The following is an 18,418-nucleotide window of genomic DNA, read 5'->3' as shown; positions in this document are numbered from 1 at the left end:
TGGAAAGGGGAGAAGCGGATAAGCTGCCAGCGCTTGGGCGGCCATAATCGTCCGGTTTTTCGTACATAGTAGGCTTTAACCTGCGCCGTTTCCTCGCGTAGGATACAAGTCTCACCCTAGCAGGCGCTTCCCTCTGCCTGCCCACCTACGTTGCACGCATGGCCAAACGCACTTCTAAAAAGACCGCGCCCGAGGCGCTGACCGAAAATCCGCCAATTGATCCGGTAGTAACGGCCCCCACGCCACCAGCCCCAGTGAAAGCCAGGCAGCTGGTCCCCAAGAATAAGGCAGATACCAGTGGCAAGTCGGAAGCCCTTCAGCATATAGATTCCATTACCCCGGAGGCCGTAAACGAGCGTTTACAGCTGATTTTTGAAGGGCTGCGGCAAAAATCTACTGCCAAGCAGGCCATTTACCGTAACACGCTGGATGCTTTTGAGCTGCTGCGCAAGGTTTCGCGCGAGCTGGTAGTGGAGCTGAGCGGCAAGCTCACGCCGGTAGACTCCAGCGTGGCCATTGAGTATGTGCCGGTCAATGAAATGGAGTTTCACATCCGGTTTTCCGGCGACCTGCTCATTTTCGTGCTGCACTCCAACATCGTCACCTTTCCCGATGATTACGGCCCCATGCGCACCGACTACGTGGAGGCGGATTTTCGGCGACGCTTTTTCGGGCATATCATGGCCTATAACTTCATGGCCGACAGCATCAAGTACCAGCGCATGAATGACCCCGGCTACTTGGTAGGCCGCCTGCTCATCAACATAGACAGTCATTACTTTCTGGAGGGCGTGCAGCAGCTGGAAATGCCGGATCTGGATATGTCCGATAACTTGGTGACTTCCGACGCCATGAAGCTGTTTGTGGAAAGCGCCATGATTGCCGCTGTCAACAACGACCTGATTGCGCCGCCGCTGCCGGAAATCCAGAAGATTACCGTTAAGCAAAAAATAGAAAACCAGCAGGTAAGCCGCGGCAGTAAAGTGGGCTTCAGCTTCTCCCACCAGCAGCGTCCCGGCGTAGATGGCCTGATATACTAGCCGGGCCCAAACAACCAAAAAGGCCTTCCCGCACGGGAAGGCCTTTTTGGTTAAGGAAGCTAGCAAAAACAGGCTTAACGGCGCAGATAGCCCACTTTCTCGCGCACTTTATTCAGCACTTCGGAGCCATAGGCCTGCGCCTTACGGGCGCCCTCCGCCAGGCGGGCATCTACCTCGGGCAGGTTGTTCATGTAGAAGTTGAACTGCTCCCGCTCGGTGGCAAAACGCTGCATAATCACCTCAAACAGGGCTTGTTTGGCGTGGCCGTAGCCGTAGCCGCCGGCCAGGTAGCGCTGGCGCATATCGTCCGTCTCGGCAGGCGTAGCCAGCAGGGAGTATAGCTTGAAGGTGGTATCGGTGTCGGGGTTTTTGGGGGCTTCCAGCGGGGTACTGTCGGAAACAATGCTGCGCACGGTTTTCAGCAGGGCTTTTTCCTCGGCGAAGATATCAATGATGTTGCCGTAGCTCTTGCTCATTTTGGCGCCGTCCAGGCCGGGCACCAGCATCACTTGCTCATCTACGCGGGCCTGGGGCAGCACAAAGGTCTCGCCGTAGCGGTTGTTGAAGGCGGCGGCAATGTCGCGGGCTATTTCCAGGTGCTGAACCTGGTCTTTGCCCACGGGCACAAACTCGGCATCGTAGAGCAGAATATCGGCCGCCATCAGTACCGGGTAAGTAAACAGGCCCGCATTCACATCAGAGAGCCGGTCGCTTTTGTCCTTGAAGGAGTGGGCATTGGCCAGCATGGGGAAGGGCGTGAAGCAGGAGAGGTACCACGTCAGCTCCGTTACCTGTGGCACATCCGACTGCCGGTAGAACAGGTTTTTCTCCGTGTCGAAGCCACAGGCCAGCCACGCGGCCGCCACCGCGTAGGTGTTTTGCCGTAGCGTTTCGGCATCGCGCACGGTGGTGAGGGAGTGCAGGTCAGCAATGAAATACAGGGAGTCATTGGCCGTGTTTTTTGACAGCTCAATGGCCGGAAGAATGGCCCCCAGCAGGTTGCCTAAGTGCGGACGGCCGGTACTCTGGATGCCGGTTAGAATTCGGGACATATGAAAAGGGAAACGACTACTTAAAGGAGAGGCCCGTATTAAGAGCACGAATAAAGGCAAACAGGTTGCCTTCGTAAATTTGGCCATCGGCCAGCAGTTTGGCCAAATCTGGCCGTTGCGCAACATAGGGGCTCAAGGTAGCCTGAAGGGCAGCTTTCGCTTTAGCGGAGTTGCCGCCACTGACTACGGCAGGTGTGCTATAGCTCTTGGCACCCCGGATCAGGTATACTTCCTGCGGAAAGCCGCCACCGCCCATCATAGCGCCCCCGGCTCCCACGCGCATAGCCGAGCCGGAAATGTAATCGTAGCGCATCAGCAGCACCTTCCCGCTATCCAGCAGAGTCACGAAAACCTCATCTATAATCTCCCCTGAAAACCCGGACTTTATTTCAAAGCCGCTGGCTGTCCTGTACCGCTGTTGCTCAATCCGGAAGCTGTAGATGTCTTTCGGCGTCAGTTTGAGGGTTTCCCCATTGGCGTCTTTCGCAACCAGGAGCTTGTCGCTCTTCAGCTTCAACTGTGCATCATGCCGTGTCTGCCGGCTTTTATCCAGGATGTAGGATCCGGCCTTAAAGGAATTAAACTGGGCCACTACCAACTGGGGTAGGAATAGAGCAAGCAGAGATGAAAGTATACCTATACGCATTCGGAATAACAGAAAAGAACCCTTGACTTAAGAGTTGTTACACACTCACATTAGCCGCGGCTTCCTGTTGCAGCTCGGTGGTTTCTTCCTGGCCCAGGTACCGGTCAATCAGGAAGTGGGCCAGGTACAACAGCGGGGTAAGCAGAACCGCCGCCGCGAATTTATACCAGTAATTGGTGTTTGCCACCCGCAGCACCTGCGCAAAAGACCAGTTGCCGAACAGGTAGAACGCCACAAACAGCACCACAAACGAATCCACCAGCTGCGAAACCAGCGTGGAGCCGGTAGCGCGCAGCCACACCATGCGGCTGCCCGTAATACGGCGCAGGGCCTGAAATACAGTGGCATCCAGTACCTGGCCAATCAGAAAGGCAATGATGGAGCCCGTGATGATGCCCAGGCCCTGCCGGAATATGCTCTGGTAGGCAAAATTAATATTGAAAGGGCGGCCCTGCGCATCCACCTTATTCACATCCAGCCAGAATGCCGCCGGGGGCAGGTGCGTGGTTAGCAGAATAATGAGGAAGGCATACAGGATAAGCGCCACCGTGAGAAAGCTGACGCGCAGCACGCCTTCCCGCCCAAAGTATTCATTAATGATGTCGGTGGTGATGAACACCGCGGGCCAGATGAGCACGCCGGCCGTCAGGTCGCCAGGAATGGCGGCGGGGATGCCCAGCAGGGCATTAGCCGAAAAAATCTTTACCCCAATAATTTCTGCCAGCAGCGCATTCACCACAAAAATGCCGCTCAGAACCAGATACAGCTGCTGTTTTTTGCGGGCAAAGGAGGAAACAGGCAACATAGGCAGTTGGGTTAAGGTGTGATTCCGAGCAGAACAGGGAATCGGGCTATGTGTTACCCGGATTCTCTGATCTGCCCGGAATAACACCAGATTGTTAAGCCAGAATAGCGGTGGTGGGCACACTTACAATGGTGCCTTCCAGGGCCAGCTGCGTGTTGGAAAACTCCGTGCGGGCTTCGCGCAGCAGGGGCTCCAGGTCGCGGTAGCGAGAGGAGAAGTGCCCGATGAGCAACTGCCCCACCTCCGCTATGCGAGCCAGCTCGCCGGCCTGGCGGGCGGTGGAGTGCAGCGTAACGGCGGCCCGCTCCTTCAGGTCTTCCAGAAAGGTGGCTTCGTGGTACAGAATATCCACTTTGTGCACCATCTCAGCCATGGAAGGGGTAAATACGGTATCGGAGCAGAAGGCGTAGCTGCGGGCATGTTTGGGCGGGCCGGCCACCTCGGCGTGGCGCACCAGCACGGCCCCGTTGGCTTCATCCAGCACGTCTTCACCCTGGGAAAGCTGGTGCAGCTGGGCTGGCGTGAGGCCGGCGGGCAGCAGCTCCCGCACCAAAGAGCGGCGGCGCGGCTGCTCCCGGAACAGGTAGCCGCAACACGGAATGCGGTGGTGCATGGGCATGGTATGCACCGTTACGTTGCGATCCTCATACACCAGCAGATGCTGGGTAGGGTCTACCAGCGTGTATTCCAGGTCAAAGCCCAGCTCAGTGCCGGAGTGGCGAAACTGCGTGGTCAGGACCTCATCCAGGCCGGCGGGTCCAAACAGGCGCAACGGCTCGGTGCGGCCCTGCAGGTGCATGGTGCCCAGCAAACCAAACAAGCCAAAAAAATGGTCGCCGTGCAGGTGGCTGATAAAGATGACCCGGAGGCGGTGGGGGCTGATTTTGTGCTCCAGCAGCCGTCGCTGCGTACCCTCGCCGCAGTCCAGCAGATACAGCATGTTGCCCACGGTCAGTACCTGGGCCGTGTGATGACGGTTGGGAACCGGCGTGGCCGAACCACTGCCTAGTATTCTTAGCTCAAACTCCAAAATCAGCTACTGGCTATCAGCCGGAGGCTGCTAGCTTTTTTTAGGTGAGAAAATCCAATGGGCAGATTCGGTAATACCGGCAAAAGAAAAAGCTGTTAGCCGGTAGCTATTAGTCCGGAAAACTAACAGCTAACAGCCAACAGCCAATGGCTTTCAAAAAGCTATTCTTTGCTCGTCAGGTCACGCTCAATGGCGTGCAGAAAAATGCGGTCAATGCCTTCTTCCACCGTGGGCAGAATATTCAGCACCGATTCCAGTTTGCTGATGGTGATGAGCTTCATCACGTGGTCCTGCAGGCCGGTGAGAACCAGCAAGCCGCCGGTGGAGTTGCACAAGCGGTTGGCAATCAGGATAGAGCTCAGGCCCGAGGAGTCCGTGTACTTCACGTTGGTGAGGTCCAGGATCAGATTGTTGATCCCCTCGGCATTCAGTTTCACAAACTCCGATTTCAGGTCAGGCGCAACGGTGGTGTCGAGCTTCTTCTCATCAATCGTGATGATTGTGTAAGTTTCTTTTTTATCAATCGTGTACTTCATGCCGTCGGGAAATTCGGTGGTTACGGGAGTTGCGAAGGTAGTAAAAAAAATGGTTGTATAAAGCGGCCGGATCACCGGCGGCCTGACTTCCCCAGTCCGAAGGTAAGGCTGGCCCAGGCACTTTGCCAATCGGCCGTTTTGGCGTTCGGATGCGGGTGCATGCGCACGGTCGTTAGCAATACTTCTACCGGCGTAGGGGGCAGCCGCACCAGCACGCGGCCCTCCCCGGAGGTATATACATTCTGCACGGTGGCCGGCTGATTGGCCGCCCCGGCTTTCAGCCAGATATGCACCAGCTGGCCGCGGGCGGGCTGACCGTTTTCCAGCACCCGCACCGTAATAGAAGTGCCGGGGCGCAGGGCATAGGGGTTTTGCTCGGGTACTAATTCCAGGGCCTGGCCCAGCACCGCATTAAAAGAGCCGGCGGTGGCCGTACCCACCTGCACCAGGGTTTTGGCGCAGCGGCGGTACGCTTCCCGGGCCGGCTTGTCCAGCTGCTTGCGGCGTTGCCGCGTCAGCAGCACCTGGTCCAGACCTTCGGCTTTCAGGTAGGTGTTGAAATCGGAGGCCGTCTGAGTCAGGCTGGCTTCCGTGCTGGTGAAGCCGATAAGGTGGGTGCCCGCCTCATTCAGCGCCAGGGTGGTTTGCAGCGTGTCCTGCTGGGTAGCCACCTGCGTGAGGTCTACGGTATCGTTGGGGGCGTAGTGCAGCAGCTGCGCCACCCGCTGGCTATTGCCGGTCCACCGCTCGCCCTTAAACTGCTGGCCCATGAGCCGGTGCACATACACCGTAGCGCCCGGCGAAACATGGTATTGACCGGGGCGCAGCCAAAAGTCGTTGCCCAGCGCCACCTGGCCCAGCAAAAAAGCTGCACAGAGCATCGAAACCTTAGAAAAACGAGGGCAGGCAGGCATGCGGAAAAGCGGGCTGGCAGGAAGCTGAAAGATACCACCAAAGTACAAGATGATGGCATTTTCGAAAAAATATCAGCTTGCCTTTAACAAGTGGGCATACGCAATAGTATTACGATTGTTTAATGTTCAACCATAAAAAGTTAAACAAAATGCGCAAATCATCCTTCTCCTTCCGATCCTGGGCGCCTTTGCGCTTGCTCATTCTGGGGTTATGCGGTGCGCTTAGCCTAAGCCTGAGCGCCTGCAACGACGATGACGACGATGCGCCCGCCGCTCCCTCGCAGAACATTGTGCAGGTGGCGCAAAGCAATGCCGACTTCAGCACCCTGGTGGCAGCTGTCGTCAAGGCCGACCTGGCTACAACGCTGAGCGGGGCGGGGCCTTTCACGGTGTTTGCGCCTACTAATGCGGCGTTTGCCAAACTGGCGCCGCCTTTCAACAGCGCCGCCAGCATCTCGGCTATTACGGATGCCGCCCAAATCAGCCAGCTGCGGGGTATTCTGCTCTACCACGTGGTGGGCGCCAATATTAAGGCCGCTGATATTGCCGCCGGCGCCAGCAGCGCCACTACTGCCCGCCCGGCCAGCATGGTGGGCGGCACTTCCACCAACGACAATACCCTGTACCTGAGCAAGAGTAGCGCGGGGGTATTTCTTAATGGCAGCACGCAGGTAACGATGCCCGATATAAGTGCCAGCAACGGCACCATTCACGCCATCAACAACGTACTGATGCCGCCCACGCAGACCATTGCGCAGCTGGTAACTACCAGTGCCAGCGCTGCCACGCCGGAGTTTACGTATCTCTTGCAGGCTTTGGAGCGCCCTGCCGCCGCAGCGGTTCTCACCGCTGCCGCCGACCCCAGTGCCAACGTAACCGTATTTGCCCCCACCGATGCTGCCTTCCGGGCCCTGCTGGGCTCCACGCCGCTAAGTGCAGTTTCCGATGCGGATCTGCTTGCCATTCTGAGCCTGCATGTGGTGGGCTCGGGCCGGGTATTTTCCTCTGACTTAGCGCCCGGTACTGTTTCCACCCTGGGCGGCAACATTACTGTAGCGTCAGCGGGCGGCGGCTATACTCTGAAAGGCGGTAGCGGTGCCGCTGCCAACGTGGCTATGGCCAATATACTGACTACCAACGGAGTGGTTCATGTTATCGATCAGGTTATTCAACCTTAAGGCCGGTAGTTCTGCTTTACAAAAAAGGCTGGCCGTGCTTACACAGCCAGCCCTTTTTGTTGCGCTATCGGAACAGGCGGCGGTTAGCACCTGCCGCCAGGCCGCTGCCCGCGTGGGCCTGCCGGGTATTGCAGGCAGGATAAGTGCATTGAGACCCTGTAGCGGGTGGCCTAGCTGCGTTCCAGGGCCAGCTCGTAGGCACGGTCGTAGTACACGCGCAGGTATTTCCAGTCAAACATCTCGGAGGAGCTTTCCACCTTGTTGCGCTGCATAATCCGCTCCCGGCGGCTTTGCAGCACAAAATCCCAGAGCACGGAGGTTAGCTGCTCGGCGGCCTCATCAAAGCTGCGCTCCTTGCGCTCAATCACATAAATGCCTTTGTCCTCGTTATCGGGCACGTTTTGCATCACGTAGTCGCCAAAGCCGGAAAGGTCGCTGGTGATGGCCGGTACGCCGCGGGCCACACACTCAAGGGGGTATAGCCCCAGGGCTCGTAGTAGCTGGGGAAAATGCCCAGGTGGCAGCCGCGCACAAACTGTCCGTACTCCATGCCAAACAGGGGCGAGGTAGGCGACACGAAATCCGGATGATACACGATTTTCACCCGGTCGTGGCGGTTATTCACCAGGTTGGCGCGCCGCACAAAGTCCAGAATATCGTCGTTGTGGTCGTCTATCAGGTTATGGGTGATGACCGGGGGCAGGCTGGTGGTTTTCCAGCTTTGCAGGGTGCGGCGGTAGCGCAGCTTCCAGTAGTCATCCACCATGGCGGTGAGGTCGGGCAGGCGGTGGTCGGTGCTGGCGGCGGCGGCGTAGAACATCCGCTCGCCCACTTGCTGCTCAATGGCCTGACAGGTTTCGCGCACCTCGTTCAGAATAGCCCGGCTTTGCAGCACCTGCGGATTAATGCTGTGGAAAGGCCGCTTGGTGATAAAGAACATTACCACCTGCCCATCTATCCCGCTTTCCTGAATGCGGTGGTTGAGGCGGGCCAGGGCTTCCAGGGTTAAATCAAAGCCCTTGTTGTGGTACTCGTAACGCCCCGAGGTGAAGAGGTAGAGTGTGTTATCGAGGTCAAACGAATAGCTCTGAAAGAAGTGCGCCATCACGAACTCGTGAATCTTGGCTTTGTACTGCTGGTGCAGGTTCTGGAACTCGTGCAGGGCCACAAACCGCTCAATGTTGAGGCCGTTGGGTAGTACCGCGTCCGGAATGCGGTCCAGCAGGTAGATGCACTCCCGCACGGTCAGCTCGCTCACCGTGGTGAAAACGTGGGCGCCGTGGGCGGCAGCCCGCTCAATGCGCACGGCAGTTTCAATGTTGAAGTTGCGCGCCTCCGCCTCCCAGTTCACCTGCATGAGGTGGTCGTAGAAGTTGGGGTCGTTCATGGCCAGGTAGCGGCCCAGCAGGGTAGCGTGCGTGGTAAAGAGCAGGTGGGCCGGCGTTTGCTCCCGGCGCAGGTCCGGAATGGCTACGCCCGTCATCCATTCATGAAAGTGCACCACCACTTTCTGCTCCTCCACCTCGGCCGTGAGGGCCTGGATATACTCCTTGGCCAGCAGGCCAAAGGCTTCTACCTGATGCAGCAGGTCATCATTATCGGGCGTTGGAATGCCGTGGTGCTCCCACAGGTCGCGCTTGATGTCGCCCAGGCGTGGATAGGCCTGGAAGGGGTTGAGCAGCACCGCCCGGGGGCGGCCCGTAATCAGCCATACGCCATACTGCACGTCGTAGCCGGCGGCGCGCATGCGGCGCACGGCCCGGGCAAACGGGTCGCGGGCGGCGGCCAGCTGCGTTTCCGATAAAGGCTCGAACTCGGCCTGAGCCTGCTGCGGGAAATAAGGCCCCAGCAGGCAGTACCGGTCCTGCCAGCCCTGCACCGTAGCGGGTACTTTGGAGCGAATTACGGTGTAAATGCCGCCTACCTGATTACAGACTTCCCAGGCTACTTCAACCAACAGGGCTTCGGGCGCAACGATATCGGGGGTAGAATGAGGCACTTGCACAGAATACGGTGGAGAAGGTGGTGGGGGAGCAGCGTAAGGTAAGCGGGATACGGGTACTTCAGACTGGAATTAGCAGAAAAAAAATGGCCCCACCGTAACGGTGGGCTATTTTTCTGCCAAAAAGCAGCAGCACTAAGCGCGAGAAGGTATCCTGCCTTTTATGGTTCCTGGGAGATAATCAGCACGGAATAAGGAGCCAGACCAAAGCTGGCGTGCTGCGGAAAACCGTCGTATTCGCCTTCTTCCGTGAGCGTATCCAGGCTTTCAAAGTTGCCGAACTCCTCGTCGTAGCCCTGCCAGTCGCTGTTGAAGCGCACGCGCCAGTGGCCCGCTGCGGGCAGCCCAATGGTGTAGGACTCCTGGGCGCGGTCGGCGAAGTTGCACAGAACCACGGTGGTGTCGCCGGGGCCGCCGTCGCCATCGGCCCAGCGCCTGAAAGCCACCGTTTTATCTTCGTTGTTGATGTGAAAAACCTCGAGGTGCTGGCCCGTGAGGCCGCGCGTGTGGCCCTCCAGGTTGCGCCGCAGCCGGATCAGGTCACGGTACAGGTGCACCAGCCCGCGCATGTCTTCGGCCCGCTGCCAGTCCAGCGGCAGTTCATCGGAGAAGAAGCCATCGGCCAGAAACTCCTGTCCCTGAAAAATCATGGGCACGCCCGGCGAGGTGAATACCAACGCCGCACCCAGGGTGGCGCGCTTCTTGGGAAACCAGGTGTGCGCTTCGCCGGGCATAATCTCCTCCGGCACCCGTGCCTTCCCGTTGGCTACCTCATCGTGCGACTCGGTATAAATAACCCGCTGAAACGCATCTTCATTATACCGGTTGCTAATAGCGGCCGCTACAGTTTCCATATCCCGGTCATCATCGGAGTAGGCGGTGAGGGCTTCGCGGATGGGGTACACAAAGCCGGCATCCCACTGGGCCGAAAAGCCCTGGCCATCCTCCTCCGGAGCGCGGGTGATGTACTCATTGCCCAATAAATCTTCAGCAATGGTGATTTTCCAGGGCATCTTTTCCCGGATTTCCTCATTTACCCACCGCATCAGGCTCCAGCCATCGGGCAGGTCGGAGTTGGGGTCGTTTACGCCGTGCACGTTGCGGATGTGGGCAATGGCGTCGCAGCGGAGGCCATCTACGCGGAAATCCTCCAGCCACATCAGGGCATTGTCGCGAATGTACTGGCGCACTTCGGGGCGGCCGTAGTCGGGGCGGTTGTGGCCCCAGGGCGTTTCGGCGCGCCAGTCGTTGTAGAAGTAGATGCCGCCGCCGTCGTTTTCCTGCCAGCCATCAAACTGCCAAAGGTCCAAGTCGCCGGGGCCGAAGTGGTTGTACACCACATCCAGAATAATGGCAATGCCGTGCTCGTGGGCGCGCTTCACCAGCTCCTTAAAGGCCTGGGGGCCGCCGTAGTCTGTTTCCAGCGCAAAGGGGTGCGAGGGGTTGTAGCCCCAAGAACGGCCGCCGGGAAACTCCGTGGGCGGCATTATTTCAATGGCATTGATGCCCAGGTCCCGCAGGTATTCCAGCCGCTCAATTACATCCAGAAACGTTCCGGGCTGGCCTTCGGTGGTGGTATGGAAGGTGCCCACGTGCAGCTCATAGATGACCAGCGTGTTCCAGGCGGGCATCTCGAAGTGGTTGTCGCCCCAATCAAAATCCAGGTGGGGAACCACGGAGTTGCCGGCGGAGTGGGTTACCTCGCGGGCGTAGGGGTCGTTGCGGGTAAACTCGCCGGTGGGCGTTTTCAGCCAGAATCTATATTCGGCACCCACGGCTACACCCGGCACATCAATAGCCCAATAACCGCCTTCCTCGGTGGTTAAGGAGTGTTTTTTGGGGTTCCAATCGTTAAAGTCGCCCACCACGGAAACCGCTTCGGCGTGGGGTGCCCACACCCGAAAGGTGGTGCCGTGGGCATGCGGAATAGCGCCCATGCCCGGTTGTGGCACAGGGGCGGAAACAGTAGTAAAATCAGGCATGCTTGTAGAAGAAAATCAGCACAAAAGCTCAACAGCTGCTGCTTTTACTGTCTGTATAGTTGTTAGGTTATATTTTATGGATAGTAGCCTGACCGTAAGCCAGGTAGCGGGTGGTAGGGTAAAGGAAGAGGCGCCAGAAATACGGGGAACACGCCCTTTAGCCAACAAATCAGCCGGAATTCAACTTTCTAATTGCCCGAACACTGCCCGCCCGGTTGCGTAGCTTTGCGGGTACTCTCCGCTTTTACCTTTTGTATTGCTGCTGTGGCTCGTCCTGTTCCCGTAGTTTTTGGCTTGTATTCCTGGACGCCTGATTATGGCCTCCGCTACATTCATCCGGCCAACCGCCGCACTTTTGAGTGGCTGGAGCCGCTGGGCAAAGTGTTTGAAAAAATTGGTGAAAACGACGACTGGATGCTGCTGCGCTACGACGAGCAGCAGTTTAAGGTCAGCCCGGAGCTATTTAAGGAGCTCTACGAGAAGCCCGCCTTCAGCTTTGGAGACGTGGTGGAAGAGGTAAACCCGGCCCCCGGTAAACCCGCGCACCGTGGCCTGATTTCGGATGTGTACTGGGATGAGAAGAACGATACCGCCCGCTTTCAAATAGTGGAGCGCAAGCGGAAGCTGCCGCGCATTTTTGAGGCCGAAGAACTACGGCACGTGTAAGGGGCAGCAGGCATAGGAGCGGGGTAGAGACGCAATATTTTGCGTCTCGTCGTTGAACGACCGGTTTTGCGCAGGTGAAACAACATCAGCAACGACGAGACGCAAAATATTGCGCCTCTACCCCGTTCAATGGCGCCTACTATACGCCTACCGCAATACCGATAACAATGGCTACCACCGCCAGCAGCAGCAGCAGCAGATACAGCGGCAGCACAAACTTCCACCACTGATCAAACCGCACGCCGCAGGCCGTTACAATAGCCACCAGGGCGCCGTTGGTGGGCGTAATAATCTCGCAGAGGCCGGCACCGTACTGGTAAGCCAGCACCGTAACCTGCCGGGAAAGGCCGATGAGGTCGGAGAGGGGAACGAGCAGGGGCATGGTGAGCACAGCCTGCCCGCTTACGCTGGGCACCGGCAGGTGCAGGGCCGTGTGCACGCCCACCATGCCCAGTGCCGAAAGCGTAACCGGCAGCCCGGCCAGCGGGGCCGAAAGGCCATTTACAATGGTATCTACTATTTGGCCCTGCTCCAGCACCACAAAAATGGCGCGGGCAAAGCCGATGAGCAGGGCAGAAAAAGCAATATCCCGGAAGCCATCAATAAAGCCGGAAGCGGTACCCGTAAGGCCCAGGCCGCCCACCAGACCGGCGGCTACGCCCAGCCCGAAGAACAGCGCGGCCATCTGATCAAAATCCCACTCCAGCTTCAGCACCCCGTAGGCAAAGAAGGCAAAGGTGAGAAATAGCAGCAGCAGCACCAGGCCGTGGCGGCCTACGCCCGCAGCCTCGCCGGGAACTTCATCTACCTCCGGCGCTATGCGGTGGCGCATGGCAAAGCGCACGGTTCCGCCTATCCAGATGGCCAGGGCCAGGGCCAGGAAAATCATGCGGAAGCCACCGCCGGAAAGCAGCGGCAGCTGGGCCAGCTTTTGGGCAATGCCCACCTGAAACGGGTTGAGGGGACTGAACGCCGCGCCCACTGCCGCCGAGCCAATGCTGACGGCCGCTGCAATAATGGGTGGGTAGCCAATGCGGCGCATCAGAATGAGCAGCACCGGAATGAGGGGCACAATTTCCTCCTGCATGTTTTCCAGGGCGCCCATGGTGGCAAACAGCACGCAGATAATGGGGATAACCACGGCCTCCCGGCCCCGAAATTTATCCAGCAGCCAGTCTACGCCGCGGCGCAGGGCCCCGGTCTGGTCTACCACCGTGAAAGCGCCGCCCGCCAGAAACACCAGGAAAATAACCGAGGCCGCTTCCGTCATGCCTTTCGGGATATCCACAATGGCCTGCAGCGGATGCACCGGCGAGGCCGGCACCCGGTGGTAGGAGCCGGGCACTACCACGTCGCGGCCGGTGGCGGCATCGGGGTGGCGCTCAAATACGCCGGCCGGCAATAGGTAGGTGAGCAGCGTAGCCAGCAGGATAAACCCAACCAGCAGTACCAGCGGGTGCGGAAAGCGAATGGTTTTCATGGCGTGAAAGTAGCACGGCTAAACGGTTCTGCCGCCGGGCTTAGGTAAGGGAACTGCCCGCAACTTTGTATCTTCGGCAAAGACCTTGTGCTGTTCGGATGTATCTCACTGCTTTTAAACAACTCCCCATGGGCCAGCAAACGGAGCGCCTGCTGCAGGCGGGCCACCATCTGGCCGACCGCGCCGAGTACGGCTGCCGCCTGCAGCTGTATGCCCTGGGCGACTTTTATGCCGAGCTATGGCGGCTGGCCGGCGAGGAGCGGGTGCTGTTTATTAATCTGTTTCAGAACCCCGCCCAGCTGCACCCGTGGCTGGAGGCGGTGCAGCTGCCGGATGTATAGTAAGAAAAAAGCCGCTTCCTGAATTCAGAAGCGGCTTTTTTATACTTGGGTGTGTTGTTCCAGGGTTTGCAGCAGGGCCTCAATCCGGTCGGAATAGGCATTGATTTTATCCAGCCCGGCGCGGGCTTCCTCTATGTACCCGCGCTTGTATTGGGTGGAAAGCTCGTAGCCGGTATCCAGCATTTGCTGAATGGTGCGCTCAATTTCGCGCACTTCGGGGCGCAGGCTGTAGCGGGGCTTCACTACGGTGCGCAGCCACTCGCCCAGGGGGTTATGATACAGGGAAAACAGCGTGTCATCGGCCTCGCGCACCCCGTAGAGCACGGAGCGCAGCCTCGATTTGAAGAGCACCTGTTTGATCCTGGCTTGTTGAAAATCCAGGCGGTTTATGTCCATGATAGCGCGGCTAACTGTCGGATAATAAAGGAGAAATCCAGCTTACCGGACAGTGGAATCGGGGCGCTCCAGAGCCTGGCGGGCCAGCACCAGATCCGTTACATCAAAAGCAAAAACCGTGATGCCGGCTTTTTCACTGCCTTCCATGAAAAGTTGATAGGTGAAGTTGAGGTAGCTGCGCTGCAGCTGCCCGCTGCCGTCCCGGTCCAGCATAATATCCAGCTCGTTGCCGACAAAGGCTTCGCCGGTGTCGTACACATTGTCCAGCAGCGTAATAAACCCTTGTTCAATTACCTCGGGCAGCACTTCGGCCACTGTTTTGCCGATGAGCTGGCGGTGCGGAAACAGCTTCTGGTACTCCGGGTTCACGAACTCGAAGCGGTGCTCCGGGCCGCGCAGAATGCAGATCATGGCCGGTGTCTGCATAAACAGGTTGTAGAACGTCTCGCGCTGGGTTTCGGCCAGCTGATAGGCCTGGTAAGCCTGGTCGGAGAGTAATGCCTGCTGCTCATTGGTTTCCAGTAGCTCCTGCACCATCTGCTTCTGGTCCTGAATATCGGTACCGCCACCTACCCACATGGTAATTTCGTGCTGGGCGTTGTAGTGGGGCAGGGCACGCATCAGCACCCAGCGATACTGACCATCGTGGCGGCGCAGGCGGTATTCTACCTGATAGGGCTGGCCGGTGGCCACGCTTTCGTTCCATTGCTGTTGTACCCGGGCCTGGTCATCGGGGTGGATGTTGTGGATCCACTGGTTGTTAAGCTCCGCTTCCAGAGGGCGGCCGGTAAACTGCAGCCAGCGGGAGCTGAAGTAGTCCCGGTTACCATCGGGCTGGGCCGTCCAGACCAGAATGGGCAATGATTCCAGAATAAAGCGGTTGCGCTCCTGTTGCTCCGCCAGCTCCTTCTTCACCAGCTCGGCGCGCTGTTCGGCGTGGTATTGCTCGGTTACGTCCTGGGTGCGTTGCAAAATATACTGCAGCTTGCCTTCCGCATCCAGAATAGGATAGTGAGTAGCCTGCCAGTACAGCTCTTCCAGACCACCGCCCTGCGCCTGCGGGCGCTGCAAATCGTAGCGGATGAGCGGCATGGTATGCGGCTCCAGGTGGCGGCGCACATGTTCATGCGATTCCCGGATTACCGCCGCCGATTTCTCATCGGTGGCCGGATAGGCTTCGAAAAAGGCCTTTCCTACCACTTCATCCCGACTTTTCATTGATACCGCTACGTGGCTATTGGTATTATCAATGATAGTGGCGTCGGCATTGGGGGCAATGAGCAGAAAGTTCTCCGGCAGGGCGTGGAACAACTCCTGATAATTGACGGGAAAAGCAGAAACAGGCATAACGGTAGTAAAAACGGATTCAAGCGCTACTCAGCACCAACTCGCAGGCAGGCAAAGCTACAACCTGGCTAATGCCGGTGAAAGCACTCTTTCAAAAACAATGTAGCTACACAGCTACTACGCCTGGCTGGCGGAGCGCACCATATGGATATGGGGAATATTATCTTCCAGATACCCTTCGCCCACCTGCCGGAAACCAAAGTCTTCATAAAACGCCTGCAGGTAACTTTGGGCGCCAATCTGGATAGGCTGCGCGCCGTCCAGCGCCTCTACCGCCGCAATAGCCTGGCGTAGCAGCTCCCGGCCCAGCCCATAGCGCCGAAACCGCGGGCTTACCACCACCCGCCCAATACTGGCCTCGGGGTAGCAGATGCCCGGACCGAACAGGCGGGCATACGCGGCCAGCTCGCCCTCGGGCGTGTATCCCAGCAGGTGCCAGGCGCCCTGGTCCTGCCCGTCTATATCCTGAAACGCACACGTCTGCTCCACCACAAATACCTCGCTGCGCAGCTGTAGCAGGGCATAGAGTTCGGCCAAGGTAAGTTCGGCGAAGGGTTTGGTGGTCCAGGTAAGCGTCATGGGAAGGCCAGTGAAGTATGGGGCAAAGGTAGCAGTCCAATTTTCCTTCGGATACCTCAGGCTACACTTCATCCGCCTGAAATAGCACTTCAGCAACCTAAAATTTCAGCGGCGGTAGCAGCCGGGCACCTTTGGTACATCATTCTGCTACTGCTATGAAACGACTGCTACCTCTGCTGCTCCTGCTGGCCACCACGCTGCAACTGGCCGCCCAAACGCCCACCACCCTCAGCGGCACCGTGCGCGACAACGCCGGCCACCCGCTGCCCGGCGTAAACGTATTCCTCAAAACCACCTTCGATGGAGCCAGCACCGATTCGCTGGGCCACTTCCGGTTCAGTACCCGCCAGACGGGCACGCTGCCGCTGGTGGCCACGCTGCTGGGCTATCAGCTGCAGGAACAACCCGTTACGCTGAACGGCAGCCCCCGGCAGCTGGCGCTGGTGCTCCGGCCGGTGCGCAACCAGCTCGGCGACGTGGTCATCACCTCCGGCACGTTTGACGCCAGTGACGACAAGCGCAAAACAGTGTTCACGGCCCGGGACGTAGTAACCACGGCCGGCGCCTCCGCCGATGTGGCGGGCGCTTTTAATACCATGCCCGGCACCACCCGCAACGGCGAAGAGGGCAAGCTGTTTGTGCGCGGCGGGGCCGCCGGCGAAACCCGGCAGTACCTGGATGGTGTGCCGCTGCAAAGTCCCTACAATGCGGCCGTTTCCGGGCTGCCGGCGCGGGGGCGGTTTTCGCCGATGTTATTCAAAGGCATGGCCTTCAGTACGGGCGGCTACTCAGCAGAGTACGGGCAGGCTTTGTCGGCGGTGGTAGCGCTGAACTCCGAGGACCTGGCGCCGGAAACGCAGACTGGCATTTCGCTCTTCTCTTTGGGTGGACTAAGCCTGTCGCATCAGCAGCGCTTTGAGCGGTCCTCGGTAGCTGTAACCGGCGACTACATGAACATGCGGCCCTATTTTGGGCTGGTGCCCCAGCGCATGCTCCGGGCCTATGAGTCGGGCGGCGGCTCGGTGGCTTTGCGGCAGAAAACCGGCAGCATGGGTATGCTGAAGGCCTACGGGGCTTTCACCAAACAGCACATTGAAGCCCTGCAGCCCGATGCCGAATGGGAGGGAGGCCGCCCCGTAGGGCTGCGCGCCGGCAACGCTTACATGAACACCACGTTCCGCAGCCCGGTGGTGCGGGGCTGGTCGGTGCAAACCGGCGTGGCCGCCACCCGCGACCAGCAAACTGCCCGGGTGGCTACGCAGGAAGCGGCCGGCCAGGAAATGCGCGAGCTGGAGCAGTCGGTGGTCAGCCGACTTGTGCTTACCAACGACTCGGCCAGTGCCTATTGGAACCTGAAGCTGGGCATGGAAGGCCTGCTGCAGCATAATGAGCATCGTTACCTGGCGGCTCAGCGGGATACGGCCTTTCAGGTGCAGGAGCAGCGCGCCGCGGGCTTCGCCGAGTCAGATATTGCCTTCAGCAACCGGCTGGTGGGGCGCGTGGGCGGCCGGTTGGAATATTCAGGGGTGCTGCACCGTTGGAATGCCGCGCCGCGCCTGGCCCTGGCGTATCAGCTGAATGAAAAAACGCAGCTGTCGGGGGCGTTTGGCTATTTCTATCAGAACCCGGCTACTGATTTGCTGTTGCGCGCCGCCCAGCCGGAGCAGCTCCGCTTTGAGCGCGCCCGCCACTGGCAGCTTACCTATTTCCGCAGCTATGCCAACCGCACGCTGCGCGTGGAGGCCTACGCCAAAGCCTACGCCCAGCTGGTGCGCTACAACCCCAGCGCCAATCCCAACCCCCTCACTCCCTTCGACCCGGCCACCTACCGCAGCACCGGCACGGGCTACGCCCGCGGCGTAGATGTGCTGTGGCGCGACAAGAAAACCTTCAAAAACACCGACTATTGGATTAGCTACGGCTTTCTGGATACCCGCCGGCAGCAGCGCCAGGACCCCGTGCTGGCCGTGCCCACCTTCGCGGCCCGGCACAACCTTTCCCTGGTAGGCAAATACTGGCTAAGCAAAGCCCACACGCTGGTGGGCGCCACCTACACCTACAACAGCCCGCGCGCCTACTTCAACCCGAACGAGCACGACGGCTACAACCAAGGCCGGCTGCCCAGCTTCCAGGATTTCAGCCTGAACGCCAGCTACCTCACCACGCTGTGGAAGAACTACACCATTGTGCATGTGTCGTGCACCAATGTGCTGGGGCGCCAGAACGTGTTTGGCTACCGCTATGCCGCCACTAAAGATGCTAACGGCCAGTACCCCGGTGTGGCCGTCATGCCCTCGGCCCCGCGCATGGTGTTCGTGGCCTTGCTGATTTCCATCAACAAAAAACGCCTGGCTAACACCGACGAGGCACCCGAATAACAGCCGCCGTTTTCCACGATTCATCCGGCTTATCCTACGCTTCAGC

At 58.8% G+C, this 18,418-nt stretch carries 16 protein-coding genes and 1 pseudogene; 5 read left to right on the top strand and 12 right to left on the bottom strand.

The features are described 5' to 3' along the window. The first annotated feature begins 158 nt into the window (after nt 1-158). Nucleotides 159-1,040, top strand: a complete 882-nt coding sequence (locus PK28_RS13020) for a hypothetical protein (RefSeq protein WP_231576153.1) — start codon at nt 159-161, stop codon at nt 1,038-1,040. 74 nt (nt 1,041-1,114) lie between these two features. Here PK28_RS13020 and trpS read toward each other — a convergent pair whose 3' ends face one another. From trpS to PK28_RS19130, 6 genes are all read right to left on the bottom strand, one after another. Then, nucleotides 1,115-2,092 carry a tryptophan--tRNA ligase gene (gene trpS / locus PK28_RS13015; RefSeq protein ID WP_044514488.1) on the bottom strand — a complete coding sequence of 326 codons (978 nt, stop codon included), beginning with the start codon at nt 2,090-2,092 and terminating at the stop codon, nt 1,115-1,117. 16 nt (nt 2,093-2,108) lie between these two features. Beyond that, nucleotides 2,109-2,738 carry a hypothetical protein gene (locus PK28_RS13010; RefSeq protein WP_156126382.1) on the bottom strand — a complete coding sequence of 210 codons (630 nt, stop codon included), beginning with the start codon at nt 2,736-2,738 and terminating at the stop codon, nt 2,109-2,111. Nucleotides 2,739-2,775: 37 nt separating this feature from the next. Beyond that, nucleotides 2,776-3,543 (bottom strand): queuosine precursor transporter, encoded by a 768-nt coding sequence (locus PK28_RS13005; protein WP_044514483.1) that lies wholly within the window; start codon nt 3,541-3,543, stop codon nt 2,776-2,778. Nucleotides 3,544-3,637: 94 nt separating this feature from the next. After that, nucleotides 3,638-4,573, bottom strand: coding sequence for a ribonuclease Z (locus tag PK28_RS13000; protein WP_044514481.1), 936 nt, complete (start codon nt 4,571-4,573; stop codon nt 3,638-3,640). A 161-nt stretch (nt 4,574-4,734) separates the two neighbouring features. Beyond that, the gene (locus PK28_RS12995) at nt 4,735-5,109 is read right to left on the bottom strand and encodes an STAS domain-containing protein (protein ID WP_044517066.1); all 375 of its coding nucleotides are present in this window, start codon (nt 5,107-5,109) and stop codon (nt 4,735-4,737) included. A gap of 71 nt (nt 5,110-5,180) precedes the next feature. Then, nucleotides 5,181-5,990: a DUF4198 domain-containing protein gene (locus PK28_RS19130; protein WP_048826007.1), complete on the bottom strand. Its 810-nt coding sequence runs from the start codon at nt 5,988-5,990 to the stop codon at nt 5,181-5,183. Nucleotides 5,991-6,172: 182 nt separating this feature from the next. On the opposite strand from PK28_RS19130, the gene PK28_RS12985 reads away from it, so the two are divergent. After that, nucleotides 6,173-7,201: a fasciclin domain-containing protein gene (locus tag PK28_RS12985; protein WP_044517061.1), complete on the top strand. Its 1,029-nt coding sequence runs from the start codon at nt 6,173-6,175 to the stop codon at nt 7,199-7,201. Between the two features lie 170 nt (nt 7,202-7,371). Here PK28_RS12985 and PK28_RS12980 read toward each other — a convergent pair. Together PK28_RS12980 and PK28_RS12975 are read right to left on the bottom strand one after the other, a co-directional pair. Next, a pseudogene (locus PK28_RS12980) lies at nt 7,372-9,200 on the bottom strand (glycogen/starch synthase). A gap of 164 nt (nt 9,201-9,364) precedes the next feature. Continuing rightward, a complete protein-coding gene (locus tag PK28_RS12975) occupies nt 9,365-11,185 on the bottom strand; it encodes an alpha-amylase family glycosyl hydrolase (RefSeq protein WP_044514479.1) in 1,821 nt (606 codons plus the stop codon). Nucleotides 11,186-11,449: 264 nt separating this feature from the next. Here PK28_RS12975 and PK28_RS12970 point away from each other — a divergent pair, with 264 nt between their 5' ends. Further along, nucleotides 11,450-11,851: a DUF6960 family protein gene (locus tag PK28_RS12970; protein ID WP_156126380.1), complete on the top strand. Its 402-nt coding sequence runs from the start codon at nt 11,450-11,452 to the stop codon at nt 11,849-11,851. A gap of 139 nt (nt 11,852-11,990) precedes the next feature. Here the strand turns inward: PK28_RS12970 and PK28_RS12965 are convergent, their stop codons facing one another. Next, complete coding sequence (locus tag PK28_RS12965) at nt 11,991-13,331, bottom strand: YfcC family protein (RefSeq protein ID WP_044514473.1); 1,341 nt, start codon at nt 13,329-13,331, stop codon at nt 11,991-11,993. Between the two features lie 128 nt (nt 13,332-13,459). Here PK28_RS12965 and PK28_RS12960 point away from each other — a divergent pair, with 128 nt between their 5' ends. Next, a complete protein-coding gene (locus tag PK28_RS12960) occupies nt 13,460-13,672 on the top strand; it encodes a hypothetical protein (protein ID WP_044514471.1) in 213 nt (70 codons plus the stop codon). 39 nt (nt 13,673-13,711) lie between these two features. Here the strand turns inward: PK28_RS12960 and PK28_RS12955 are convergent, their stop codons facing one another. The 3 genes from PK28_RS12955 to PK28_RS12945 all read right to left on the bottom strand — a co-directional run bounded on the left by PK28_RS12955 (nt 13,712) and on the right by PK28_RS12945 (nt 15,994). Then, on the bottom strand, nt 13,712-14,068 hold the full coding sequence (locus tag PK28_RS12955; RefSeq protein WP_044514468.1) for a CZB domain-containing protein: 357 nt from the start codon (nt 14,066-14,068) through the stop codon (nt 13,712-13,714). Between the two features lie 42 nt (nt 14,069-14,110). Continuing rightward, nucleotides 14,111-15,415, bottom strand: a complete 1,305-nt coding sequence (locus PK28_RS12950; RefSeq protein WP_044514465.1) for a PAS domain-containing protein — start codon at nt 15,413-15,415, stop codon at nt 14,111-14,113. A gap of 117 nt (nt 15,416-15,532) precedes the next feature. After that, nucleotides 15,533-15,994, bottom strand: a complete 462-nt coding sequence (locus PK28_RS12945; RefSeq protein ID WP_044514463.1) for a GNAT family N-acetyltransferase — start codon at nt 15,992-15,994, stop codon at nt 15,533-15,535. A 155-nt stretch (nt 15,995-16,149) separates the two neighbouring features. Here PK28_RS12945 and PK28_RS12940 point away from each other — a divergent pair, with 155 nt between their 5' ends. Beyond that, nucleotides 16,150-18,372, top strand: a complete 2,223-nt coding sequence (locus tag PK28_RS12940; RefSeq protein ID WP_044514461.1) for a TonB-dependent receptor — start codon at nt 16,150-16,152, stop codon at nt 18,370-18,372. The last annotated feature ends 46 nt before the right edge of the window (nt 18,373-18,418 follow it).

The sequence above is a fragment of the Hymenobacter sp. DG25B genome, from assembly GCF_000801315.1.
In the GTDB taxonomy this organism is placed as follows: domain Bacteria; phylum Bacteroidota; class Bacteroidia; order Cytophagales; family Hymenobacteraceae; genus Hymenobacter.
Note: the sequence above shows the minus strand (reverse complement) of the source record. Positions and strands in the feature narration are given on the sequence as shown.

Coding starts and splice junctions, on each gene's coding strand:
- PK28_RS13020 (WP_231576153.1), top strand. CDS start 159: ATGGCCAAACGCACTTCTAAAAAGACCGCGCCCGAGGCGCTGACCGAA.
- trpS (WP_044514488.1), bottom strand. CDS start 2,092: ATGTCCCGAATTCTAACCGGCATCCAGAGTACCGGCCGTCCGCACTTA.
- PK28_RS13010 (WP_156126382.1), bottom strand. CDS start 2,738: ATGCGTATAGGTATACTTTCATCTCTGCTTGCTCTATTCCTACCCCAG.
- PK28_RS13005 (WP_044514483.1), bottom strand. CDS start 3,543: ATGTTGCCTGTTTCCTCCTTTGCCCGCAAAAAACAGCAGCTGTATCTG.
- PK28_RS12995 (WP_044517066.1), bottom strand. CDS start 5,109: ATGAAGTACACGATTGATAAAAAAGAAACTTACACAATCATCACGATT.
- PK28_RS19130 (WP_048826007.1), bottom strand. CDS start 5,990: ATGCTCTGTGCAGCTTTTTTGCTGGGCCAGGTGGCGCTGGGCAACGAC.
- PK28_RS12985 (WP_044517061.1), top strand. CDS start 6,173: ATGCGCAAATCATCCTTCTCCTTCCGATCCTGGGCGCCTTTGCGCTTG.
- PK28_RS12975 (WP_044514479.1), bottom strand. CDS start 11,185: ATGCCTGATTTTACTACTGTTTCCGCCCCTGTGCCACAACCGGGCATG.
- PK28_RS12965 (WP_044514473.1), bottom strand. CDS start 13,331: ATGAAAACCATTCGCTTTCCGCACCCGCTGGTACTGCTGGTTGGGTTT.
- PK28_RS12960 (WP_044514471.1), top strand. CDS start 13,460: ATGGGCCAGCAAACGGAGCGCCTGCTGCAGGCGGGCCACCATCTGGCC.
- PK28_RS12955 (WP_044514468.1), bottom strand. CDS start 14,068: ATGGACATAAACCGCCTGGATTTTCAACAAGCCAGGATCAAACAGGTG.
- PK28_RS12950 (WP_044514465.1), bottom strand. CDS start 15,415: ATGCCTGTTTCTGCTTTTCCCGTCAATTATCAGGAGTTGTTCCACGCC.
- PK28_RS12945 (WP_044514463.1), bottom strand. CDS start 15,994: ATGACGCTTACCTGGACCACCAAACCCTTCGCCGAACTTACCTTGGCC.
- PK28_RS12940 (WP_044514461.1), top strand. CDS start 16,150: ATGAAACGACTGCTACCTCTGCTGCTCCTGCTGGCCACCACGCTGCAA.